The following is a 22,729-nucleotide window of genomic DNA, read 5'->3' on the forward strand; positions in this document are numbered from 1 at the left end:
GTTTATGCGGACGGCAAAAATAAGAAGAAATCTCATGAGGTACGAGACACTCTTTACCAAGTATGATTTTGATTGATGATTTTAGATCGTAGATTAACGCCCTTTAGTTTGTTACTAAATTTTGAACAGGAATTATGAAGAAAGTTATATCGGCACCAGACCCCACACGCGAAGAAAAACTGAAAGCATTCAACCGGCTGCTGACGATCATGAATGAATTGCGGGAGAACTGTCCGTGGGATAAAAAGCAAACTCTGGAAAGTCTGCGTCACCTAACCATAGAAGAAACTTACGAACTATCGGATTCTATTTTGGAAGGCGATCTGAACGAAATAAAAAAAGAACTGGGAGATATCATGTTGCACATGGTGTTCTATGCGCGCATTGCCTCCGAGCGTGGCGCGTTTGATGTGAGCGATGTGTTAAATTCTATTTGCGATAAACTCATCGAGCGTCATCCACACATCTATAGCGATGTGGTAGCGAACGATGAAGAAACTGTGAAAGCCAACTGGGAAAAAATAAAACTCAAATCTGGAAACAAGTCGGTGCTGGAGGGTGTACCGAAATCTTTACCGGCACTTGTTAAAGCCATTCGCATCCAGGATAAAGCTCGTGGTGTTGGCTTTGACTGGGAACGCAAAGAGCAAGTATGGGAAAAGGTTGAAGAAGAAATGCAGGAATTTAAAAATGAATTCAATGCAGAATCCAACGAAGCGATCAACAAAGAAAAAGCGATGGCAGAATTTGGTGACCTGCTTTTCTCACTGGTGAATTATGCACGCTTTATTGATATAGATCCGGAGGAAGCTCTCGAGCGTACCAACAAAAAATTCATCAAGCGGTTTCAATACCTTGAAACTGAATCTGCCAAAGACGGCAAAGTAATGGGAGAGATGACACTTGCCGAAATGGATATATACTGGGAGCGAGCCAAGCAACTGCGCGATCAGAAATAGTTTTTCAATCAAGCCCTATATATAGTTTACCAAGGGGAAATGTAGCGCTGTGTAAAATTTACCGTTTGGTAAGACTCCACCGCATTAAAGGTCCGCTCGTCATACTGGTAACAAGCGCCATGATAACGAGGGATACGAATACTTTTTCGTTTATCAATCCGTTTTCAAGCGCAATTAATCCAAGGATAATTTCCATTGCTCCGCGCGCATTCATGCCAAAACCGGCAGCGAGCGATTCTTTCCATGAGAAGCCGCCCAGGCGTGTACCCATACCGGCACCTACTATCTTTCCTGCAAAGGCAATGAAGATGATGGTGAGCGTTAGCATCAGGTCGAAGTTGGTAAAGAAATTTACCCGCAACCCAATGGAAACAAAGAACAACGGAGCGAAGATGTTGTTGATGAACTGGTGAACAATTTCTTTGGCGCGCTCCGAGAAATGTTCTGAATCGCCAAGGGCAACGCCCATGATAAAGGCACCGAAAATCGCATGTATACCTATATATTCTGTAAAGGCTGCTGCAAAAAAACAAAGCGCCAGCGAAACAGAAAGTACACCACCGGGCCACGCCAGTTTACGATTAACCCACGGAAGAAAACGGTTAAGCAATCCTCTGCCTACGGTAAGCATCAGTCCGGCAAATACCAGGGTTAGCAACGCTGTATTCCAAACAGACATGCCTCCTCCTTTACCAATCATGCCTAATATTACCGAGAAGATCATCCAGCCAATCAAATCATCCAGCATGGCGGATGCAACAACAAGTAAACCCATGCGCGACTTGAACATGTTCAAGTCCATGAGTATACGCACAATTACCGGCAGTGCAGATATAGCCATAGCCGTTCCCATAAACAGTGCAAATACAAGACGAGCATGTATATCGGCTATGCCAAAAAATTCAGGGAATAAATATGGAAATACAAATCCAATAAAGAACGGAATTATCAACCCGAACAAACTCGTAGCAATAGCCTGCCTGCCTTGTTGCCATACGATGTGCAGATCTACTTCAAGCCCGGCAATGAACAACAACATCACTACGGCCACTTGCACCATACCAGAAAGAACAGTACCCGCACCACTCGGCACAGGAAACAGCGCATCAAACCATTCGGGTTGAATCATACCCAACACCGTGGGGCCTAACAAAACCCCTGCTATAATTTCGCCAATTACAGCAGGCTGTTTGAATTTACGTGCAACTTCTGCCAGTATACGCCCCATGATGAGCATGATGCCCAACTGCATGAGCAGGTGAACTACATCTGCGTGGCTCAGCCTAACCATGCTTTACCTCCCTTCCGGTGCCTTGATTTTTGATTGGGTGTATCACGAGTAAATTGCATGGCATATCGGCAAATATATACTCGAGGCCGTGCGGAAAAACACGATCAAACAAGGAGAATCTGCGGGGCGATGCACCTACTACAAGCAAGTCGGCATGCTTACGCTGAGCAAACTTGGCCAGCTCAAAACCAGACTTACCTGCCAGCATCTTTATATTTACTTTCAATCCTTCGTGCGGTATACCTTTCAACAATTTCTCCACAGTTTCAATTTCATCTTTCACCAGGCTTTGTCGCAGATGTTCGTACTCTGCCTCCGAATGCTGATCGGATGCAGACATTGTTAAACCATATAGTTTGATTTCGCGAACCACATGCAGCCACTGCGCCTTGTCTTTTAAACCTATAGCACACGCTATACGAACAGCATCTTCTACATAAGCACTGTCTTCTGTATTTACCACTATATTTCGGAAAGGTGCCGGTGTGTTGGATGGATCCGTAAGCATTAACACCGAACAACCAGCCTTGCGTAAAATTTTACGGGCTATCGTACCGAGATAATACTGAACAAGATTCTCCTGCTTTAGCGCACCCGCCACAAGCAGATCTACATTTTCTTTTTTGCAGGTTGCCAGTATACGCTCACTGGGTTTACCCTGCTCCCAGCACACGCGAACATTTTTATCAAGCGATAAATTAACACCCGCAAGAAATTCGTCTAGCAATAATTTTTCGCGATCACCATAGTCGCCTACGTGAATGAGAATGAGCTCGGCATTCCATAAATTTTTAAGTCGGGCAACCTCTGCCAGCAGGGCTTGCGTACGCGGAGAGAACGCCAGGGCTAATGCTATTTTATGGAACTGCACCATTAAGGCGGTAAGATAACGGATTTTAATAAGGGATTAGTAGTATAAAATTTAGTATTAACTGCAGTATTGCAGCCTTCCGCGATGTTGTGCTTTGCTGAAACTTACTTACCCTATAGCACAGAATTATAACAGCCTCAACGATATATCTGTTTGTTAATGTGTTGCAACGCTGTTTTGGTTTTCAGAATTCTCTTTTGCCGGAAATTTCATTACACCTTCGCTTTCAATTCTTCTTACTTTTTCTCTGAAAAACTTGCATGGATACGCCAACCGAAATAATCAAACGGTACCATTTTCAGGGGTATTCTACTTTTGTTTACTCAAAATTCGAAGAATGGAGTTTAGAAAAGTGATACGGGATTTGATTGTTGGTGAAGACAAGCACATTGAGTCCTGGGGAGAGTATAAGCAGGTAATGCTTTCCGGGCAATTTGCGTTGCTCGGTATTCTTGTATGTGCGCTATATATAGTGATCGATGTTCTGTCGGGTACATATTTCTCGGTGCCGGTATTTGTATGCAGTGCTTTTTTTCTTTCACTCTCTATTTTCATACATCGGCAAGGCGACCATTGCCTGGCAAATTACTTTCTATTACCTACGGTTAACATCATGGTATATCTTTTCGCGGCCAGCGAATCGCCCAACACCGGTATCTTTGTTTTTTTCATTGCCAACTCGGTAGCCGCTTTCGCGGTGTTTAGCTATAAGCAGCGACTACTTTCAATATTGTTCGCTGTATTTACGTATGTACTCTTTGCGATGGCTTACTTTGTTGATTTCAGTTTATTACCAAAAAGAAATCATAGCGAAGAATTACTGTTACTACATCTTGTATTAAACTTTACCGTTGCACTGCCGGCCATTACCATGGGCGTATATCTGCTCATAAGCCTGAATCATTATAACGCTATACAACTAGTGCAGAGCAACGAGATGCTCACCAAGACCAACCGTGAACTCGATCGTTTTGTATACAGCACTTCGCACGACCTTCGTGCTCCATTAACTTCCATCATGGGCTTGCTCAACATAGCAGAGCGCTCGCAAAACGCCCATGAAATGAAGAACTATATGCTGATGATGAAGGATCGCATTCATTCGCTGGATAAGTTCATTAAAGATATTACCGATTACTCCCGGAACAACCGTCTTGATATTACGCGCGAGAAAGTAAACCTGCACGAACTGGCGCACGAAGTATGGGATAGCCTGCGCTACTCTCCGGAGGCTGAGCGAATTGATTTCCATGTGGATATACCGGAAGACACCGTGGTGGAATCAGACAAGAACCGCCTACGCATCATCATCGGTAACCTGGTTTCCAACGCCATTCGCTACCACGATAATCGTAAAGACGGAAAGTATATACGCCTGCAACACCAGTTAAACGGACGCGTATTTTACCTGAAGGTGGAAGACAATGGTCAAGGTATAGCACCAGAGTATCACGGCAAGATATACGACATGTTTTATCGCGGTAACGAAAAATCAAAGGGCTCGGGCCTCGGACTATATATTGTAAAGGAAACACTCATGAAGCTTTCTGGGTCTATACATCTTGAATCGGCACCGGGTATTGGCTCTACCTTTACAGTAAAACTGCCCAAACACATCGCGTAAGTGATCCCCTAACAAACGGCAGGGTACTATCCTTAACATTTAAAAAACAGGTGACAGTCCGTTGCAGACTGTTGACTAATATTATCTTTGCCGCTTATGGCAACGCAAGAAGATAACCTGTTTAAAAATGTGATTGCCCATGCCAAGGAGTATGGGTTCATCTTTCCTTCCAGTGAGATTTATGATGGCCTCAGTGCTGTATATGATTACGGGCAGAACGGGGCCGAACTGAAAAACAATCTGAAGGAGTATTGGTGGAAGTTTATGACCCTGCTACACGATAATATAGTGGGGATCGATGCCGCTATCTTCATGCATCCCACTACCTGGAAAGCCTCCGGCCACGTGGATGCCTTCAACGATCCGATGATCGACAACAAAGATTCCAAGAAACGCTATCGCGCAGATGTGCTCATTGAAGATGCTATCGCGAAGATGGAAGATAAGATCAACAAAGAAGTTGAGAAGGCTGAGAAACGTTTTGGTGATGCCTTTAACAAAGAGACTTTCATTACAACCAACGCGCGTGTACTTGAATATCAAAAGAAGATAGATGAGACCAATGCACGCCTGAAAGATGCCATGGGTAATGGCGACATGGCTGCGATGAAGCAGTTGGTGATTGATCTTGAAATTGCAGATCCAATCTCGGGTACCAAGAACTGGACCGATGTTCGTCAGTTCAACCTCATGTTCTCTACCGAGATCGGTTCACTGGCAGAAGAAGCAAACAAGATATACTTACGTCCGGAAACCGCTCAGGGTATATTTGTAAACTTCCTAAACGTGCAGAAGACCGGTCGTATGAAAATACCGTTTGGTATAGCACAGATCGGTAAAGCTTTCCGTAACGAAATTGTAGCGCGTCAATTTATATTCCGTATGCGCGAGTTCGAGCAAATGGAGATGCAGTTCTTTATCAAGCCGGGTGAAGAAATGAAGTGGTACGAGTACTGGAAAGCCAAGCGAATGAAATGGCACCAGACTTTAGGACTTGGTAACGAGAATTACCGTTTCCACGATCACTTAAACCTGGCGCATTATGCTAACGCTGCGTGCGACATCCAGTTTAATTTCCCGATGGGCTTTAAAGAATTGGAAGGTATACACTCACGTACCGATTTCGATTTGAAGAATCATGAGAAATACTCTGGCAAGAAACTACAGTACTTCGATTCAGAAGAAAATCAATCGTATATACCTTACGTTGTAGAGACTTCGGTTGGTCTTGATCGTCTGTTCCTATCTGTATTATCCAAATCATACCAGGAAGAAAAACTGGAAGATGGGAGTGAGCGCGTTGTACTGAGGATACCAGCGCCACTGGCTCCGCATAAAGTGGCTATACTTCCATTGATCAAGCGAGATGGCTTACCAGAAAAAGCAGAAGCGATTATGAACGATCTGAAATACGATCTTCGTTGCTTCTACGAAGAGAAGGATGCCATTGGTAAACGCTATAGACGACAGGATGCTATCGGTACTCCCTATTGCATTACCATCGATCACCAAACATTGGAGGACGATACCGTTACTATCCGCGATCGTGATACGATGAAACAAGAGCGTGTCAAAATCGCTGATGTAAAAGCGAAGCTGATTGATGCCTGTTCAATTAACAACCTCCTCCGCAAAATTTAATTTTAATAGTATATAGAAATATTATGCAGACATTCTGATTCAGGGTGTCTGCATGTATATGCTATATATAGTTGTACAGAACTACTTAATCTTAATCATACCATGAATCCTATCCTGAACAGAAATCTCTTTTTTGTAAAAGAGCACGTGGGCATGTTTAAAGCTTCCAACAGCTTCGACATCTACAATCCCGAAACACAACAAATTATACTGAACTGCCGCGAGGAGAACCTCGGTTTCTTTACCAAGATGCTGCGCTTCTCCGATTACAAGCGCATGACTCCTTTCAACATCGAAATAAAAACACCAGCCGGTGAAAAAATTATAACCGTAAGACGTGGTGTTTCCATCTTCCTTTCCACCGTAGAGGTATTAGATGAGAACGATGTGGTGATCGGCAAGTTCAAGCAAAAGTTCTTTTCAATAGGTGGAAAGTTTGAAGTGCTGGATGCAAGTGAACGCTCACTCTGTATGCTGAAAGGAAAATGGACAAGCTGGGATTTCAAATTTGTATCTGCGGATAATAAAGAGTTTGCTACGGTAACAAAGAAATGGTCTGGCCTTGGTAAAGAGTTGTTCACTTCCGCTGATAATTATGTTCTGCAGATCAGCGCTGAAGTACCGGAGAATCATCCGCTTCGTCAGCTTATTATGGCGGCTGTTATGTGTATCGACTTTGTTTTGAAAGAGTAATACTATTTGTCAAGACGTGCTGGAATGTTCCATCTGGCACGTCTATAAATATTTAATATCTTGCGCAGCGAAAAATGATCTATACATTTTTCGCTCTTTACTTTTCATGAACTGGCAATCTCTTCTTTCTTCACAACGTTCGGGTTCCAAGCCAACTTCTTCAGAAGCTTCGCGCAGTGCTTTTGAACAGGATTATGATCGTATCATTTTCTCGCATCCTTTTAGAAGACTGCAAGATAAAACGCAGGTTCATCCGCTGCCGGAGCACGACTTTGTGCATACGCGTTTAACACACTCGCTCGAAGTGTCGAGTGTAGGCCGGTCGTTGGGGCGTAAGGCCGGAGAAGTAATTGTACAACGACACCCGGAGTTGAAAGACAAATTTTCGTTGTTTGATTTCGGTGCAATTGTCGCAGCAGCATCGTTGGCACACGATCTTGGTAATCCTCCGTTTGGTCATGCCGGTGAAGACTCGCTCTCTGATTTTTTTCTGGAGAATGCTCACGGACGATCTTTTCAATCTAAAGTAACAGATGCTGAGTGGAATGATTTGGTAAAGTTTGAAGGTAACGCGCAGGGCTTTCGCATCATCAACAGCAATCAATACGGCCTTAAGCTTACACAGGCAACATTGGGTGCCTTTACTAAATATCCTTGTCCTGCATTGTTTCCGGGGCGTGATAAAGCGAAGAAGAGTCAGAAGAAGTTCGGGTTCTTTCAATCCGAGAAAGATATATTCGCTGCTACGGCCAATCAGCTTGAATTAATACCTGTTGCAGTTGATGCATGGGTTCGTCATCCATTAACATTTCTGGTGGAAGCAGCTGATGATATCTGCTATAGCATCATCGACCTGGAAGATGGTTGTCGCATGGGCCTCGTGCCGTATAGGGATACCGTGGAATTGCTGGCCAACATTCTGAAAGATAATTTCAAACCCGAGAAGCTTGACAAGATCAGCGGGCAGAATGAACGCATTGGAGTATTGCGCGCTATGACGATCAATAAACTGGTTGAAGAATGTACGGAAGTTTTTCTGGTGCATGAACAGGAAATCATGAACGGTACATTTGATAAAGCGCTTGCCGATCATTGCTCTTCCAAAGATGCGCTTGAAAAGATCAGCAGTATATCGGTGGATAAAATATACCGCGCACGTCATGTCGTGGAAATCGAAGCTTCGGGTCACGAAGTATTACCCGGTTTGCTTCAGGAGTTTGTTACAGCCGGTGAGCACATCATGAAGAAATCATCATCACGCAAGTATAAAAACCTGTCGCTGTTGTTGCCGGTAGAGATGCGCACCGAAATAGAAAAGCAGGTAAGCACGTATGAGATGTTGCGCATTGTTCTGGATTTTATTTCCGGCCTTACCGACCGGCATGCGCTTTCGCTGTATCGAAGAATAAAAGGTATAGCCCTGTAACGATCCCTTGAAAACAAAAAAGGGTTGTTTCTGCACTTCCCTGTACTGAAACAACCCCGAAGGAAAGACTAGTTCTTAGAAGCTTTCTTCGCTTGCTTTTCAGCGCGCTTTTCTTTCAATGTTTTGGCAGGCTTCTTTTTAGTTTCCTTCCGTGCATCTTGTGATTTTGCCATAGCTAGGTATTTTTATATTACTCAAAAATAATAAACGCCTGGTGTATAACCATTGATTCGAAATCAAACTTTGAAACACCTGGCTCTTATGCCCCTATACGACAAGTGCAGACGAAGCGTTGGGGCAGGTTCTCGGCTATTTTTTACCGTTCATTCTGCCGCAGCTTTTGTTGATTATATCATAACCTCGGGAAAAGGCAAAATTGATTAGCTTTGGCCCTTCTGAAACTTTGCAAGTATTGATTATGTGGAATAGGGTTGCTCAATTTATTATAAAGTACAGACTGGCACTGATCATTATAATTGGTATGATCACCATTGTAATGGGATATTTTGCCTCCAGAGTTCAAATGAGTTACGACTTTGCCCGGACAGTGCCGCTGGATGACCCGGACATGGTATTGCTCACCAAATTCAAACAGCAATTCGGAGAAGACGGTAACATCATTGCCGTGGGTGTGAAAGACAGTACTGTTTATAAAGTAGACAACTTCAATGCGTACAGACAACTGACACGCGATATAAAAAAGATAGAAGGTGTTAATGAAGTGGTGTCGCTGCCGGTGATCAAAATGATTTTGAAGGACACCGCCCAGTCTAAATTTTATCTTCAATCCATATTCCCTGAAAAGATCAGCACGCAGGCAGAGCTCGACAGCCTGATGGCGCTAACAGCAACCCAGAAAATATATATGGACCTGATCGTGAATTCACGAAACGGTGCTACCATGATGCTGGTGTCGGTGCAGAAAGAGTATATGAACTCATCCAAGCGCGAGGCCCTTGCTCAATCGCTTCTGGATGCCGGTAAACGTTTTGAAGATCAAACCAAGATACAGCTTCACTATGCCGGTCTTCCATTTATAAGAACGCTGGTGGCAAACCAGGTGCGTAAAGAGATGCAGTTATTCCTATATGCATCCGCTTTTGTTACGGGGCTTATCATGTTCCTGTTCTTTAAATCATTCCGCGCGGTGATCTTCTCGATGATCATCATCGGTATTGTCGTGGTGTGGACGTTAGGAACGCTGGCGCTCTTCGGTTTCAAAATAACATTGCTCAGCGGTTTGATTCCTCCGGTGATTGTAACTATCGGTATAACAAACGCCATTTACCTGCTCAACAAATATCACCTCGAGTTTGCCAAATCAAAAGACAAGCTCAAGGCTATAGCAACCGTGGTTCAAAAAATGGGGCTTGCAACCTTCCTGACAAACCTTACCGTTGCCATCGGGTTCCTCACACTTCTTTCAACAGACATTATTATTCTTCGCGAGTTCGGTATTGTAGCCGGTATAAATATCATGGTGTTGTTCCTGGTAAGTCTGGTGATGATACCAAGTGTATTTTCATGGCTGCCTACACCTTCTGAAAAACACTTGCGCCACCTGAACTTTAAGATCATGGGTGGCTTTTTGAAACTGGTTGACCTTGCTGTACATCGCAACCGTGTTGTTATATATATAGTGTCGATGGTGGTGGCTGTAGTTTCAGTATACGGTATACTCCAGCTTCGCTCCGTATCCTTTATGGTAGATGATATACCGGAGGAGAGCCAGATCAAGAAAGACCTCCACTTTTTCGAAGCAAACTTCAGCGGCATTATGCCACTGGAAATTGTAGTAGAATTTAAAACGAAGAAACGCAGACCGGTGCTGGATGTAAAGAACATGCAGAAGGTTGATGAACTCGAAGCGTTTCTGGATTCACTGCCGGAAGTATCAAGACCGGTGTCGGTGTTAAGTCTCATCAAGGCATCGAAGCAGGCATTCTATAATAACAATCCCGATCGCTATACATTGCCGAGCAAGAGTGAAGGTGCTTTTATACTCCGCTATATGAAGGGCCAATCGGATAACAGTGGCTTGTTCAAATCTTTTGTGGATAGCACGTTTACCAAAATGCGTATCTCCAGTCAGATTGCAGATATAGGTTCGGTTAAAATGGATTCACTTGTTCACTACGTAATTGAACCCCGCATGAATTCCATCTTTGTATCGACTGAAAAAGATTCGGTAAAGACTGCCGTTACCGGGTCAACCAAGATCTTTATTAAAGGGAACAAATTCCTTATCGCCAACCTGCAGGAAAGTTTGTTGCTCGCGTTCCTCCTCATCACACTTTCCATGGCTATACTTTTTGCCAATGTGCGCATGATCATCATTTCGCTCATTCCGAATTTGTTAGCGCTGATGATTACGGCAGGACTGATGGGGTATTTTGATATACCACTCAAGGCAAGTACTGCGCTCATCTTTAGTATAACCTTCGGCATCTCGGTAGATAACTCGATACGTTTCCTCGCGAAGTATCGCCAGGAAATTCTATCAAACAACTTTTACATTCCAGTAGCAGTAAGTGAAGCGATCATGGAAACCGGGAAGAGCATTATCTATACTTCGGTGGTGCTGTTTGCCGGGTTTATTATTTTCACCTTCTCCTCGTTCGGGGGTACCATTGCGCTGGGGCTGCTCACTTCGGTAACGCTTATCATCTCCATGTTCACCAACCTGATCCTGTTGCCTGCACTGATCATGACATTCGATAAGCCTAAGAAAAAGAAAGATGATCACCAGCTTATTGATGAGTTTGACCATACATTTTACGGGGAATCAGAAGACGAGGAGATCGACCTCGACAAAATCAAAATCCACAACCGTCATTCCGCTGCCGAATAAGTTCGGGAGGTCTTAAATACTTTCGGGAGGTCTGAATATCAGGCTTCCCGAAAAAATTCTTGCTACTTACTTTGTAATTCTAAGTTATCTTTGCGCTCTTATTTCGAACGCAGACGCTAGTTTTTGAGCATGGCAGGAAATTATAAAGAATTCAAAGAGCTGAATTTTGCACGCATCGCTGAAGAAATCCTCGATTTCTGGAAGCGTGAACAGGTATTTCAAAAATCTGTAACCAACCGCGAAGGTTCACAATCCTTTACTTTTTACGAAGGACCTCCTTCCGCAAATGGAACTCCGGGTATTCACCACGTAATGGCGCGCACCGTAAAAGATATTTTCTGCCGCTATAAAACACTGCAGGGTTTCCAGGTGAAACGCAAAGGCGGCTGGGATACACACGGCTTGCCGGTAGAGCTTCAGGTTGAAAAGCAACTGGGCATTACCAAGGACGATATCGGTAAAAAAATATCGATCGAAGACTATAACAAGAAATGCCGCGAAACGGTAATGATGTATAAAGATCAGTGGGACGACCTGACCATGAAGATGGGCTACTGGGTTGATCTTGACAATCCGTACATCACATACGAGAAAGAATATATAGAGTCACTCTGGTGGCTGCTCAAGCAGTTTTACAACAAGAAACTTTTATATAAAGGCTATACCATTCAGCCATACTCTCCGGCTGCTGGTACTGGTTTAAGTTCGCACGAACTGAACTTGCCAGGCTGCTATAAAGATGTGAAGGATACTTCCATCGTGGCGCAGTTCAAGGTAACGAAGGATTCAAAATCAGAATTCCTCTTTGCGAAACCAACAGGCGATGTATTTATACTGGCATGGACCACTACTCCGTGGACGCTTCCTTCCAACACTTCATTGGTGGTGGGCGAGAAGATCACGTACGTGCAGGTAAACACTTTCAATCCCTATACACACAAAGCTGTAAGCGTTATACTGGCGAAAGATCTGTTCGGAAAATATTTCTCTGACAAGAACAAAGACCTGAAGCTTGAAGACTACAAGCCGGGCGATAAAGCTATACCATATCAGATCGTCCAGGAGTTTGCCGGTAAACAATTACTTGGTGTAGCATACGAGCAACTAATGCCGTATGTACAGCCACTATACGATGCTGACAAAGCATTCAAAGTAATTGCCGGAGATTTTGTTACGACCGAAGATGGTACGGGCATCGTACACAGTTCACCAACCTTTGGTGCAGACGACTTCCGCGTAGCGAAACAAAACGGAGTGCCTCCGGTAACCTTGAAAGATGAAGCCGGCAACGAGGTGCCTACTGTAGATCGCAAAGGTAAATTTGTTACTCCGATCGGTGAGAGACTGAAAGAAGGTGTAGCGAAGTTCAACATCAAAACACATAAGCCATTAGATGCTGATGATTTTTATGTGAAGAACTATACCAATGAAGATGAAGCACATGCTGACTATAAGAATACCGATGTTATCATCTCCATCATTCTGAAAGAAGAGAACAAGGCATTTAAAGTAGAGAAATATGAACACACCTATCCGCATTGCTGGCGTACTGACAAACCGGTTCTATACTATCCGTTAGACTCCTGGTTTATCCGCACTACCGCTTTGAAAGATAAGATGGTTGAGCTCAACAAGACTATAAACTGGAAACCTGAATCTACAGGTACAGGTCGTTTTGGTAACTGGCTCGAGAACCTTGTTGACTGGAACTTGTCTCGTTCGCGTTATTGGGGAACACCACTCCCTATATGGAGAACGAAAGATGGTAAAGAAGAGATCTGCATTGGCTCTCTCGAAGAACTGAATAACGAAGTATCCAAATCAGTAAAGGCTGGCTTTATGAAAGCTGCACTTGCTGCTGACTTTGATTTACACAGACCATACGTGGATGATGTTATACTGGTAAGTGCCTCCGGCCAGCCGATGTATCGCGAACCAGACTTGATTGATGTGTGGTTCGATTCAGGTGCCATGCCGTATGCACAATGGCATTACCCGTTTGAGAATAAAGATGTATTCGAAAAAAATTATCCGGCTGACTTCATTGCGGAAGGTGTAGACCAGACGCGTGGATGGTTCTTCACATTGCATGCTATAGCTGTGATGATCAATGAAAGCAGCCCGGAGATAAATACGGTTAATAAGAAAGTTAACAACGGTGGTGTAGCATTTAAGAATGTTATCTCCAACGGACTTGTGCTCGATAAGAACGGCAACAAAATGTCGAAGAGCAAAGGCAACGTTGTAAATCCCTTTGAGACGCTGAGTAAATATGGTCCGGATATAGTGCGTTGGTATATGATCGAGAACGCACCGCCTTGGGACAACCTCAAGTTCGATTTCGATGGTATAACCGAAGTGCAGCGCAGATTCTTTGGTACACTTCAAAATACATATTCATTCTTTGCCCTATATGCCAACATCGACGGCTTTGTAAAAGATGAAATGAACGTAGTACCTTATGAAAAACTTTCGCACCTCGATCGCTGGATCATCTCCAAATTACAGACACTCATCATCGATGTAACCAAAGCATACGAAGAGTACGAACCAACTCGTGCTGCACGTGCTATACAGGATTTTGTAAACGATCACCTCTCCAACTGGTATGTTCGCCTGAACCGTAAGCGTTTCTGGAAAGGTGAGATGAGTGAGGACAAGAAAGCTGCCTACGAAACACTTTATGAGTGCTTGATGGTAGTGAGTCAATTGATGGCTCCGGTAGCACCGTTCTTCAGTGAGTGGCTTTACAGAAACCTGACGGAGAACATTCGCGAGAAAGCAGTAGCGAACAATACACCGCTTCGCCATGCGTCTATTCACTTAACGGATCTTGTTAAACCTGAGCAACAGCGCATAGACGGTGAGTTGGAGAAGTCGATGGAGTATGCACAGAAGATTTGTTCGCTGGTTCACTCCATCCGTAAGAATGCCAAGATCAAAGTACGCACGCCACTACAACGTATCTTGTTACCAGTGCTTGATGAGTCATTCGCAAAACGCATCAAGTCGGTAGAAGAAATTATACTAGCAGAAGTAAACGTAAAGGGTATCGAGTATATTGATGATACCTCCGGAGTGTTGGTGAAGAAAGTGAAGCCAAACTTCGCGAAGCTTGGTAAGCAGTACGGTCCTAAAATGAAAGAAGTTTCTGCGGTGATAAACACCTTCACCAAGGAAGATATAGCGCAGATCGAAAAGCAGGGTAAACTTTCGAAAGAAGGATTTGACCTGGTGCTCGAAGATGTACTTATCTCATCAGAAGATATACCGGGCTGGTCGGTTGCAACCGAAGCAGGTATCACCGTAGCGCTGGATATTACGATCACAGACGACCTGAAGAAAGAAGGCATAGCGCGCGACTTTGTAAACCGCGTTCAGAATCTTCGTAAAGACATGGGCCTTGAAGTGCTCGATAAGATCGGTATTGAAGTAGAGAAGGATGGCGAAGTAGTAACGGCTGCGTTAACCACCTTCAAAGACTATATCAGCACCGAAACACAGGCACTGTCGTTAGAGTTAAAAGAAACCATAACCGATGCTACAGAAGTAGATATGGATGAATTTATGTTGAAAGTAAAAATCAGTGTCAAGAAATAATTTGTGATTGGCCGTGCATCATTTATACCCCGTGTGAATGATGCACGCATCATTGCAAACCGAATTGTGAATCAGCTCCATGAAAATATATAAATACTTCATCCTCGCGCTTTTCGTTATCATCATCGATCAAACCTCCAAATTACTGGTACATCACTTTATGTACCTGCATCAGGAGATAACGGTTGTCGGCAACGAGCAATTCGGCTTCAAACTACATTATCTCCTCAACCCCGGCATGGCATTCGGCATTCGCTGGAATAATGAATTCGGCAAACTTGCTTTAACAGCCTTCCGCATTGCCGCTATGTTTGGTATAGGATATTACCTGGTAAAAATGGCAAAGAAGAATGCACACATGGGTTTCCTCTGGTGCATGGCGCTTATACTCGGTGGTGCAGTCGGTAACGTGATTGATAGTACATTTTATGGCGTATTGTTAAACAACCAACCTGCTAACTCACCTACACCGTGGTTTCATGGTCAGGTAATCGATATGTTATTCTTCCCGCTGTTTGATTTTACATGGCCAACGTGGATGCCATACGTTGGTGGTGATTACTTTTTGTTCTTTAGTCCGGTATTCAACATTGCAGACTCTTCCATATTTATAGGTGTGGTAATTATCCTTTTGTTTCAACGCAGGTTCTTTGGCGAACATATTAATGATACCGTTCCGATGTCGTCAGATGAACTACCTCCGGCCGATGAAGTAAAAGAACATCCAATCACAGAAGACAGACGCGACACGCCTGGTCAGCTATAATTTATAATTCACTCAGCCGTAACGATCCGTGGCGTGCCTTCGAAAAGAAGCCACACGTCATAATTTTAGCTTTCATATACTAATACGCGTTAGCCAAATTCATTATTATTATTACTTTTAGGGCTGATTACTTTTCCAAAACCTTAACCTAAGAAGAAGATAATGAGTTTGTTTATCAAAAAGCCTCTGGAACAACTGCTGGCACAGGCAGGCGATTCTGAGAAGGGGCTGAAGCGCACACTTAGCGCAACGAATCTGGTGGCGTTGGGTATCGGTGCCATTATTGGTGCAGGTCTGTTTGTTAGAACTGCCGCTGCAGCAAGTGAAGCTGCAGGACCTGCTGTAGTAGTTTCATTTATAGTAGCAGCTATAGGTTGCGCGTTTGCTGGTCTTTGCTATGCAGAGTTTGCTTCGATGATTCCTATTGCCGGTAGTGCATATACCTATGCGTATGCTACCATGGGCGAACTGGTTGCCTGGGTTATAGGCTGGGCTCTTGTATTAGAGTATGCGTTGGGAGCAGCAACAGTATCGATCGCATGGAGTGAGTACCTCAACAAGCTCTTGAATGGGGCCATACCGTATGCGTTCAGTCACTCACCATTGGAAGTTGCAGCCGATGGAACGCACGGTATCATTAACCTCCCTGCACTTCTTATATTGGCTATACTTACTGCCGTATTGATCAAAGGAACACAGGAGTCTGCATCCCTGAACGCCATCATCGTGTTCATCAAAGTAGCCATTGTATTGTTGTTCATCGCTATTGGCTGGGGCTTTATCAACCCTGCTAACTATGAACCTTTCACTATTCCGGAAGGAACACCTGGCCATGAAGGCTTCCGGGAATTTGGCTGGGGAGGTGTACTCGGAGGAGCCAGTATTGTATTCTTCGCATTTATAGGTTTCGATGCTGTGTCAACCGCTGCACAGGAAGCTAAAAATCCGAAGCGCGATATGCCAATTGGTATATTAGGTTCACTAGTAGTATGTACGATACTATATATCTTGTTCTCGCACGTTCTTACTGGTATAGCGAACTGGACAGAATTTAAAACTGCCGGTAAAGAAGCTTCTGTAGCGTATGCAATTGAAACTTATATGCACGGATACGGTTGGCTTGCTACCGCGATTACTGTAGCGATCCTCGCTGGTTTCTCTTCTGTAATTCTGGTGATGTTGCTAGGTCAGTCACGTGTATTCTTCTCGATGGCGAATGATGGTTTACTTCCGAAAGTATTCTCCGATCTGCATCCTAAATTCAGAACACCGTATAAGTCTAACATCATTCTATTCTTCTTCGTAGGTGCATTCGCTGCATTTATACCGGGAAGCATGGCGGGTGACTTAACCAGCATTGGTACACTCTTCGCGTTTGTGGTTGTATGTATAGGTGTTTGGGTATTGCGTGTTAAGAGTCCTAACCTGAGTCGTCCTTTCAAAACTCCGTTAGTACCACTGGTACCTATACTGGGTATACTAGTATGTTCAGCGTTGATCATCTATGTTGATGGCCGCACACAGGTTGTAGCAGCTGTATGGATGTTGCTTGGCTTCATTGTATACTTCGGCTATAGCAAGAACAACAGCGTACTACGAAAGAAATAGAAAATCAGTTTATCAATAAATAAGAAAGCCGCTTCATTGAAGCGGCTTTTCTTTTATCATTCAATCTCAATTAAGAGCTTCTTCGATTAGAATTGTTCGAACTGAGAGAAGAAAAAGCTTCCTTCTATCGCTGCGTTCTCATCGCTGTCAGATCCATGTATAGCATTTGCTTCGATCGATGTAGCAAAGAGATTACGAATGGTACCAACTTCAGCTTTCTTCGGATCAGTGGCACCGATCAGTTTTCTGAAATCTTCCACTGCGTTTGCTTTCTCCAGGATCATCGGCACAATAGCACCTGATGACATATACGCGCAAAGATCTTTGTAGAAAGGACGTTCTTTGTGTATAGCATAAAACTGTCCGGCCTGCTCAGCAGACAATTTTGTTTTTTTCATTGCAACGATTTTGAAACCGGCTTCTTCGATCATTTTTGTAATCGCTCCGGTATTACCTGCGCTAACAGCATCAGGTTTAATCATTGTAAAAGTTCTGTTAGTTGCCATATTCATTTGTTAGTTAGTTGCACGGATAACGAGTTATGCTTTTTGCCACAACCCTTTTAGTAAACGGCCGCAAAAATAGAAAAAAGATCAACAGTCTACAGGCACTCAGCAGGTTTAACAAACTATTAAATAAAGAATGAAGCGTGTTGCCGGTCGTAACACTGCGTGAACTATCAAGATTTTTTACTCATTTTTGCCCCTTGTTTTACCAGGCCTCTATGCAGAACATTACGGCTTTTAAAGAATACCTCAACAAGTCACGCAAGGTTGTTGTTATAACGCATTTTAAACCCGATGCCGATGCGTTGGGCTCCTCGCTTGGTTTGTCGGGCTATCTGAAAAAGAAGGGACACGCTGTAACGGTAATCACTCCGAGCGATTACCCGGACTTTATTTCGTGGATGCCCGGCAATAATGAAGTGGTTATCTTCCAGAAAGAACGACCTCAGAAAGCAAAGCAACTCATTGCTGATGCTGATACTATATTCTGTCTCGATTTTTCAAGTCTTAATCGCATCAACGATCTTGGAGAAATTGTAGGGGCATCGCCTGCTACCAAAGTATTGATCGACCATCACCTTGAGCCCGAAAAGTTTGCGCAGTACGAACAATGGGATGGCACGGCAGCCTCCACCGCTGAATTAGTTTTTCAACTGATTGAAGAGCTCGGAGATAAATCGCTGATCGATGTAAATATAGCCAACTGCCTGTACGCAGGTATCATGACTGATACAGGGGGATTCAGACACTCCAATACCACGCACAAGGTTTTTAAAATCGCAGGCGAGCTGGTGGCACTGGGCGCCAATCCGTCCAAAGTATCGAAGCTGATATACGATACAAACAGCATTGAGCGTTTGCGCCTCATGGGTTATGTGCTGGGACAAAAACTGAAAGTAATTCCCGAATATCGCACGGCCTATATTGTACTCACGGCTGAAGAGTTGAAAAATTTCAGTTCGCAAACAGGCGATACCGAAGGCTTTGTAAACTATGGCCTCTCTATTAAAGGAATAAAACTCTCCGTACTTATATCCGACCGCAAAGAAAATATCAAGTTATCGTTCCGTTCACTCGGAAATTTTTCAGTGAACGACATGGCTCGCAAGTATTTTGACGGAGGTGGCCACCGCAATGCGTCCGGAGGACAAACCAAACTCACCCTGGAACAAACGCTCGAAAAGTTTTTAAGTATCCTGCCCGAGTATAAGGAGCAGTTGCTGGCCGAAGAGAATTAAAAAGTATTTAACCAATTCCAACTTTATAAATTAAATCATTGTCTAATCATGAACATGACCAAATTCGCGAACGTGCTGATCGGATTGCTGCTGCTGTGTGCTGCCTGCAAGAATTCAGAAGAAAAGGAAACTCCCAACGGCTTTAAATTCCAGGTGGTAAAAACTGGCGATGGCGTGAAGCCAAAACCAGGACAGCTGCTCATATTCGAATACATCATGAAAGACTCAAAGGATTCTGTATGGCAGGATACTTACGAGAATGGCTTTCCGGGTGTGTTCCCTATCCAGGATAGCAGCGCGATAGCAACCGAGATTGGTGCATTGCAAATGTTCCGCATGTTATCAAAAGCTGACAGCGTTACACTGACGCGCCCTGCAAAAGAATTTTTCAAAGATGTACTCGGTGGCCCGATGCCTCCGCAGGTAGATTCTTCACGTGCTATTACCATCAACATTAAAGTGGTGGATATCATCGAACAACAACACTTCGCGAAATTCCAGGCCGATCTGTATGCCAAGAGAAAAGGATTCCAGAAAACTAAAGATGCCAAAGCGATTGAAAAATACCTGGCTGATAAAAAGATCACTGCTCAAACCGATACAAGCGGGATACGCTATGTGATCCACACAACGGCCGGTGGTGCAAAACCTACACCTAACAGCTGTGTTGAAGTAGCCTATGAAGGTAAATTTCTGAAAGACGAAAAGACTTTCGACAAAAATCCGAAGATGTCTTTCTCGCTGAACCAGGTAATACCAGGCTGGAAGCAAAGTATACCGATGCTCGGCATTGGCGACTCTGCTACATTCTATATACCATCACATTTAGCATACGGTCCGCAAGGATATCCGGGTGCTATACCTCCTAACGCAATTCTGATCTTCGATGTGAAGCTCTTTGCTACAGGAGAAAACTACGATCCGCAAACAAGATCCTGTAAATAATAATTAACCCATAATCCCATAAGAAAAGATGAACAGTGTAAGAAGATTGATTAGTGCTGCATTGATCGCTGCAGTATTTGTTTTCAACGGATGTATTGATTCGCCTGATGATATCGAAGATCCAAATGTACAGCTCCAGAAAGATGTTGCTGCCATTGATAGTTACCTGACATCTAATTTTATTGGGGCATTAAAAGATCCAAGCGGTATACGCATCGAGATAACCAAGCTGGGAAACAAGTTGCCTGCGCGCACAGTTAACTCTACAGTTGATGTTGACTATGTAGGTAAATTCTTTCCGGATGGTGCTGTGTTCGATCAGGGAAATGTAACGGGTACTTTGAAGAGCTATATCACCGGTTGGCAGATAGCGCTTACCAAACTTCCTGTAGGTACTCAGGCAAGACTATATGTACCTTCCGGATGGGCTTATGGTACCACGGCACAAAACGGTATACCCGCTAATTCTATTCTGCAGTTTGATGTTGAGTTTAACTCATCAGCATTATCGGAATCAGAAAAGAACCTGATGAAGACAGACACTACAGCTATATCCAAGTATATCAAAGACAACAACATTACAAATGTTGTGAAGGATACAACCGGTATCAGCTACGTAATAACACAGCAGGGATCTGGTCCTGCAATCACCTGGTTTGCAAAGGTAAATTTCAAGATCACCTACAGACTGTTGGCAAACCCAACCAACGTAGTCGCCAGTGTTACACAAACACCAAGCGAAAGCTTCCATAGCCGTCCCGTTGATTTTATACAAGGCATTATGATCGCGCTTCAGAAAATGACTGAAGGCGGTAAAGCTACTGTATATATACCATCCGGTCTTGGCTTCGGAGCAAACGGTGCTACGGATTCCAACGGTTCGCAGGTAATTGGCAGCAATGCAAACCTGATTGTTGACTTAGAGGTATTAGACGTTCAATGAGATTATGTTTTGCTTCCAACAACAAGCACAAGCTTGAAGAGATCAAAAATGTTGTTGGCCGGAAATTCGAAATACTTAGTCTCGCAGATATAAAATGCAATGAAGAGTTGCCCGAAACGCGGAATACGCTGGAGGGCAACTCTCTTCAAAAAGCTGAATACATTCTGCAGCATTACAACACCCCTTGTTTTGCTGACGACACCGGACTTGAAGTTGAAGCGCTGCACGGAGCTCCGGGTGTTTACTCGGCACGCTATGCTGGCAATCATCGCAGCAATGACGATAATATAGCCCTGCTGCTGCAAAACCTGAAGAACGATACCAATCGCAAGGCACAGTTTCGTACCGTCATCACGTTGATTGGTATAGAAGCACAGCCCGTTTTTTTTGAAGGCATTATCCGCGGAGAGATTATTACAGAAAAGCGTGGCTCATCGGGTTTTGGTTACGACCCGGTATTTATCCCGGAAGGACATTCCAGGACGTTTGCCGAAATGACGCTTGAAGAAAAAAATCAATTGAGCCATCGCGCTATTGCTGTTAAAAAGCTGGCCGAATACCTGGCGAGTTTATAAGATATACTTTACAACATTGAATAAAGCCTCCGGGAATAAATGTTCCGGAGGCTTTTTTTGTTCGGCACATTTCGCGATGATTCGTAATTTCGTGCCCGGATCTATGAAACCTATATACACCATCGGCATCACGGGCGGCAGCGGCTCCGGGAAAACTTATTTCCTGAATACTCTTTCGTCTCGTTTCAAACCGGAAGAAATCTGCCTCATCTCGCAAGACCACTATTACAAACCACGTGAGTTCCAGGTGAGCGATGAAAAGGGTGTAAAAAACTTCGACCTGCCAGACTCCATCGAACGTGAAAAACTTCACCTCGATATTCTAAAATTAAAGCGCGGTGAAACGCTTCTGAAGGAAGAATATACTTTCAACAATCCCAATGCAAAGCCTTCCATGCTGGAGTTTAAACCAGCACCGCTGTTAATCATTGAAGGACTCTTTGTGCAATACTTCCCCGAAATAGAGCGCGAACTTGATCTCAAGATTTTCATAGAAGCGAAAGATCACCTCAAACTCAGCAGACGCATCAGGCGCGATAATGAAGAACGTGGCTATGACCTGGACGATGTTCTGTATCGCTACCAATATCATGTTATGCCAGTATATGAAAGTCTGATTAAGCCGTTGCAACACGGTGCGGACTTTGTTATTCCCAACAACCATCATTTCGAACGCGCGCTGGATCTGATCACCTGGGGCTTGAAATCGCGCATTGCGCAGCAATTTCAGGCGAAATAACAGGTTGATTAACAGCTATTGTACATTGCCATTAAATGCCTACTTTTGTAACCCTTTGAAAAAGTAATGGCCCAAAAAGAGCACATACAAACAACAACAATTATAACCGGTGTACTCACCGCGCTGATTATTGTTGTGTCGCAGCTTTTTTATTTTGAACAGGCGCATACTTGCAAAAAGGAAATCAAGACTGAGCAGCAACAAGGCGATCAATCTCAGTCAGACGATGGTGCCTATATTACGTTACCCTCCAGCACACTTCCTTCTTCCACACATGTAGAGTTTAACCAGGAGGCGTTCTGTCTCTTTGAAATACTGTTTGAAGAAGAAAAGACGGAAGAGCATGACTTCAATGTCTCACTGCCTTTAAATAAATTCTTCCAGACACTTTTCGGGGCTATCATTTCCCCGAACGCTCCCTAAGTAAGTAATTATATACTTATTGTTTTACCG

Annotated in this window: 18 protein-coding genes; 15 read left to right on the plus strand and 3 right to left on the minus strand. The window is 43.8% G+C overall.

Going from position 1 to position 22,729, the window contains the following annotated elements:
• Positions 1-134: 134 nt before the first annotated feature.
• Complete coding sequence (gene mazG, locus ACFQ21_RS23065; protein WP_377583116.1) at positions 135-959, plus strand: nucleoside triphosphate pyrophosphohydrolase; 825 nt, start codon at positions 135-137, stop codon at positions 957-959.
• A gap of 58 nt (positions 960-1,017) precedes the next feature.
• On the opposite strand, the gene ACFQ21_RS23070 is transcribed toward mazG, so the two are convergent.
• Positions 1,018-2,250, minus strand: a complete 1,233-nt coding sequence (locus ACFQ21_RS23070; protein WP_377583118.1) for a cation:proton antiporter — start codon at positions 2,248-2,250, stop codon at positions 1,018-1,020.
• Complete coding sequence (locus ACFQ21_RS23075; protein ID WP_377583120.1) at positions 2,243-3,124, minus strand: universal stress protein; 882 nt, start codon at positions 3,122-3,124, stop codon at positions 2,243-2,245. Before ACFQ21_RS23075 ends, ACFQ21_RS23070 begins: the two co-directional genes overlap by 8 nt.
• A 334-nt stretch (positions 3,125-3,458) precedes the next feature.
• On the opposite strand from ACFQ21_RS23075, the gene ACFQ21_RS23080 reads away from it, so the two are divergent.
• From ACFQ21_RS23080 to ACFQ21_RS23115, 8 genes are all read left to right on the plus strand, one after another.
• The gene (locus ACFQ21_RS23080; protein ID WP_377583122.1) at positions 3,459-4,745 is read left to right on the plus strand and encodes a sensor histidine kinase; all 1,287 of its coding nucleotides are present in this window, start codon (positions 3,459-3,461) and stop codon (positions 4,743-4,745) included.
• 96 nt (positions 4,746-4,841) lie between these two features.
• Positions 4,842-6,386: a glycine--tRNA ligase gene (locus tag ACFQ21_RS23085; protein WP_377583124.1), complete on the plus strand. Its 1,545-nt coding sequence runs from the start codon at positions 4,842-4,844 to the stop codon at positions 6,384-6,386.
• Positions 6,387-6,488: 102 nt separating this feature from the next.
• On the plus strand, positions 6,489-7,079 hold the full coding sequence (locus ACFQ21_RS23090) for a phospholipid scramblase-related protein (protein ID WP_377583126.1): 591 nt from the start codon (positions 6,489-6,491) through the stop codon (positions 7,077-7,079).
• 106 nt (positions 7,080-7,185) lie between these two features.
• Positions 7,186-8,505: a deoxyguanosinetriphosphate triphosphohydrolase gene (locus ACFQ21_RS23095; RefSeq protein ID WP_377583128.1), complete on the plus strand. Its 1,320-nt coding sequence runs from the start codon at positions 7,186-7,188 to the stop codon at positions 8,503-8,505.
• Positions 8,506-8,986: 481 nt separating this feature from the next.
• Complete coding sequence (locus tag ACFQ21_RS23100) at positions 8,987-11,356, plus strand: efflux RND transporter permease subunit (protein ID WP_377583130.1); 2,370 nt, start codon at positions 8,987-8,989, stop codon at positions 11,354-11,356.
• A 129-nt stretch (positions 11,357-11,485) separates the two neighbouring features.
• A complete protein-coding gene (ileS, locus tag ACFQ21_RS23105; RefSeq protein ID WP_377583132.1) occupies positions 11,486-14,956 on the plus strand; it encodes an isoleucine--tRNA ligase in 3,471 nt (1,156 codons plus the stop codon).
• Between the two features lie 79 nt (positions 14,957-15,035).
• Positions 15,036-15,722 carry a lipoprotein signal peptidase gene (locus tag ACFQ21_RS23110; protein ID WP_377583134.1) on the plus strand — a complete coding sequence of 229 codons (687 nt, stop codon included), beginning with the start codon at positions 15,036-15,038 and terminating at the stop codon, positions 15,720-15,722.
• A 162-nt stretch (positions 15,723-15,884) separates the two neighbouring features.
• On the plus strand, positions 15,885-17,330 hold the full coding sequence (locus tag ACFQ21_RS23115) for an amino acid permease (protein WP_377583136.1): 1,446 nt from the start codon (positions 15,885-15,887) through the stop codon (positions 17,328-17,330).
• An 86-nt stretch (positions 17,331-17,416) separates the two neighbouring features.
• Here the strand turns inward: ACFQ21_RS23115 and ACFQ21_RS23120 are convergent, their stop codons facing one another.
• Positions 17,417-17,836: a nucleoside-diphosphate kinase gene (locus ACFQ21_RS23120; protein ID WP_377583138.1), complete on the minus strand. Its 420-nt coding sequence runs from the start codon at positions 17,834-17,836 to the stop codon at positions 17,417-17,419.
• 218 nt (positions 17,837-18,054) lie between these two features.
• On the opposite strand from ACFQ21_RS23120, the gene ACFQ21_RS23125 reads away from it, so the two are divergent.
• The 6 genes from ACFQ21_RS23125 to ACFQ21_RS23150 all read left to right on the plus strand — a co-directional run bounded on the left by ACFQ21_RS23125 (position 18,055) and on the right by ACFQ21_RS23150 (position 22,699).
• Positions 18,055-19,074, plus strand: a complete 1,020-nt coding sequence (locus ACFQ21_RS23125; protein WP_377583140.1) for a DHH family phosphoesterase — start codon at positions 18,055-18,057, stop codon at positions 19,072-19,074.
• A 48-nt stretch (positions 19,075-19,122) separates the two neighbouring features.
• Positions 19,123-20,019: an FKBP-type peptidyl-prolyl cis-trans isomerase gene (locus ACFQ21_RS23130; RefSeq protein ID WP_377583142.1), complete on the plus strand. Its 897-nt coding sequence runs from the start codon at positions 19,123-19,125 to the stop codon at positions 20,017-20,019.
• A gap of 28 nt (positions 20,020-20,047) precedes the next feature.
• Positions 20,048-20,962 carry an FKBP-type peptidyl-prolyl cis-trans isomerase gene (locus tag ACFQ21_RS23135; RefSeq protein WP_377583144.1) on the plus strand — a complete coding sequence of 305 codons (915 nt, stop codon included), beginning with the start codon at positions 20,048-20,050 and terminating at the stop codon, positions 20,960-20,962.
• Positions 20,959-21,537: a non-canonical purine NTP diphosphatase gene (locus tag ACFQ21_RS23140; RefSeq protein WP_377583146.1), complete on the plus strand. Its 579-nt coding sequence runs from the start codon at positions 20,959-20,961 to the stop codon at positions 21,535-21,537. The genes ACFQ21_RS23135 and ACFQ21_RS23140 overlap by 4 nt, the downstream gene beginning before the upstream one ends.
• Before the next feature lie 103 nt (positions 21,538-21,640).
• The gene (locus ACFQ21_RS23145; protein WP_377583148.1) at positions 21,641-22,276 is read left to right on the plus strand and encodes a uridine kinase family protein; all 636 of its coding nucleotides are present in this window, start codon (positions 21,641-21,643) and stop codon (positions 22,274-22,276) included.
• A 66-nt stretch (positions 22,277-22,342) separates the two neighbouring features.
• The gene (locus ACFQ21_RS23150) at positions 22,343-22,699 is read left to right on the plus strand and encodes a hypothetical protein (RefSeq protein WP_377583150.1); all 357 of its coding nucleotides are present in this window, start codon (positions 22,343-22,345) and stop codon (positions 22,697-22,699) included.
• Positions 22,700-22,729 lie beyond the last annotated feature (30 nt).

Source organism: Ohtaekwangia kribbensis (assembly GCF_042676245.1).
In the GTDB taxonomy this organism is placed as follows: domain Bacteria; phylum Bacteroidota; class Bacteroidia; order Cytophagales; family Cyclobacteriaceae; genus Ohtaekwangia; species Ohtaekwangia kribbensis.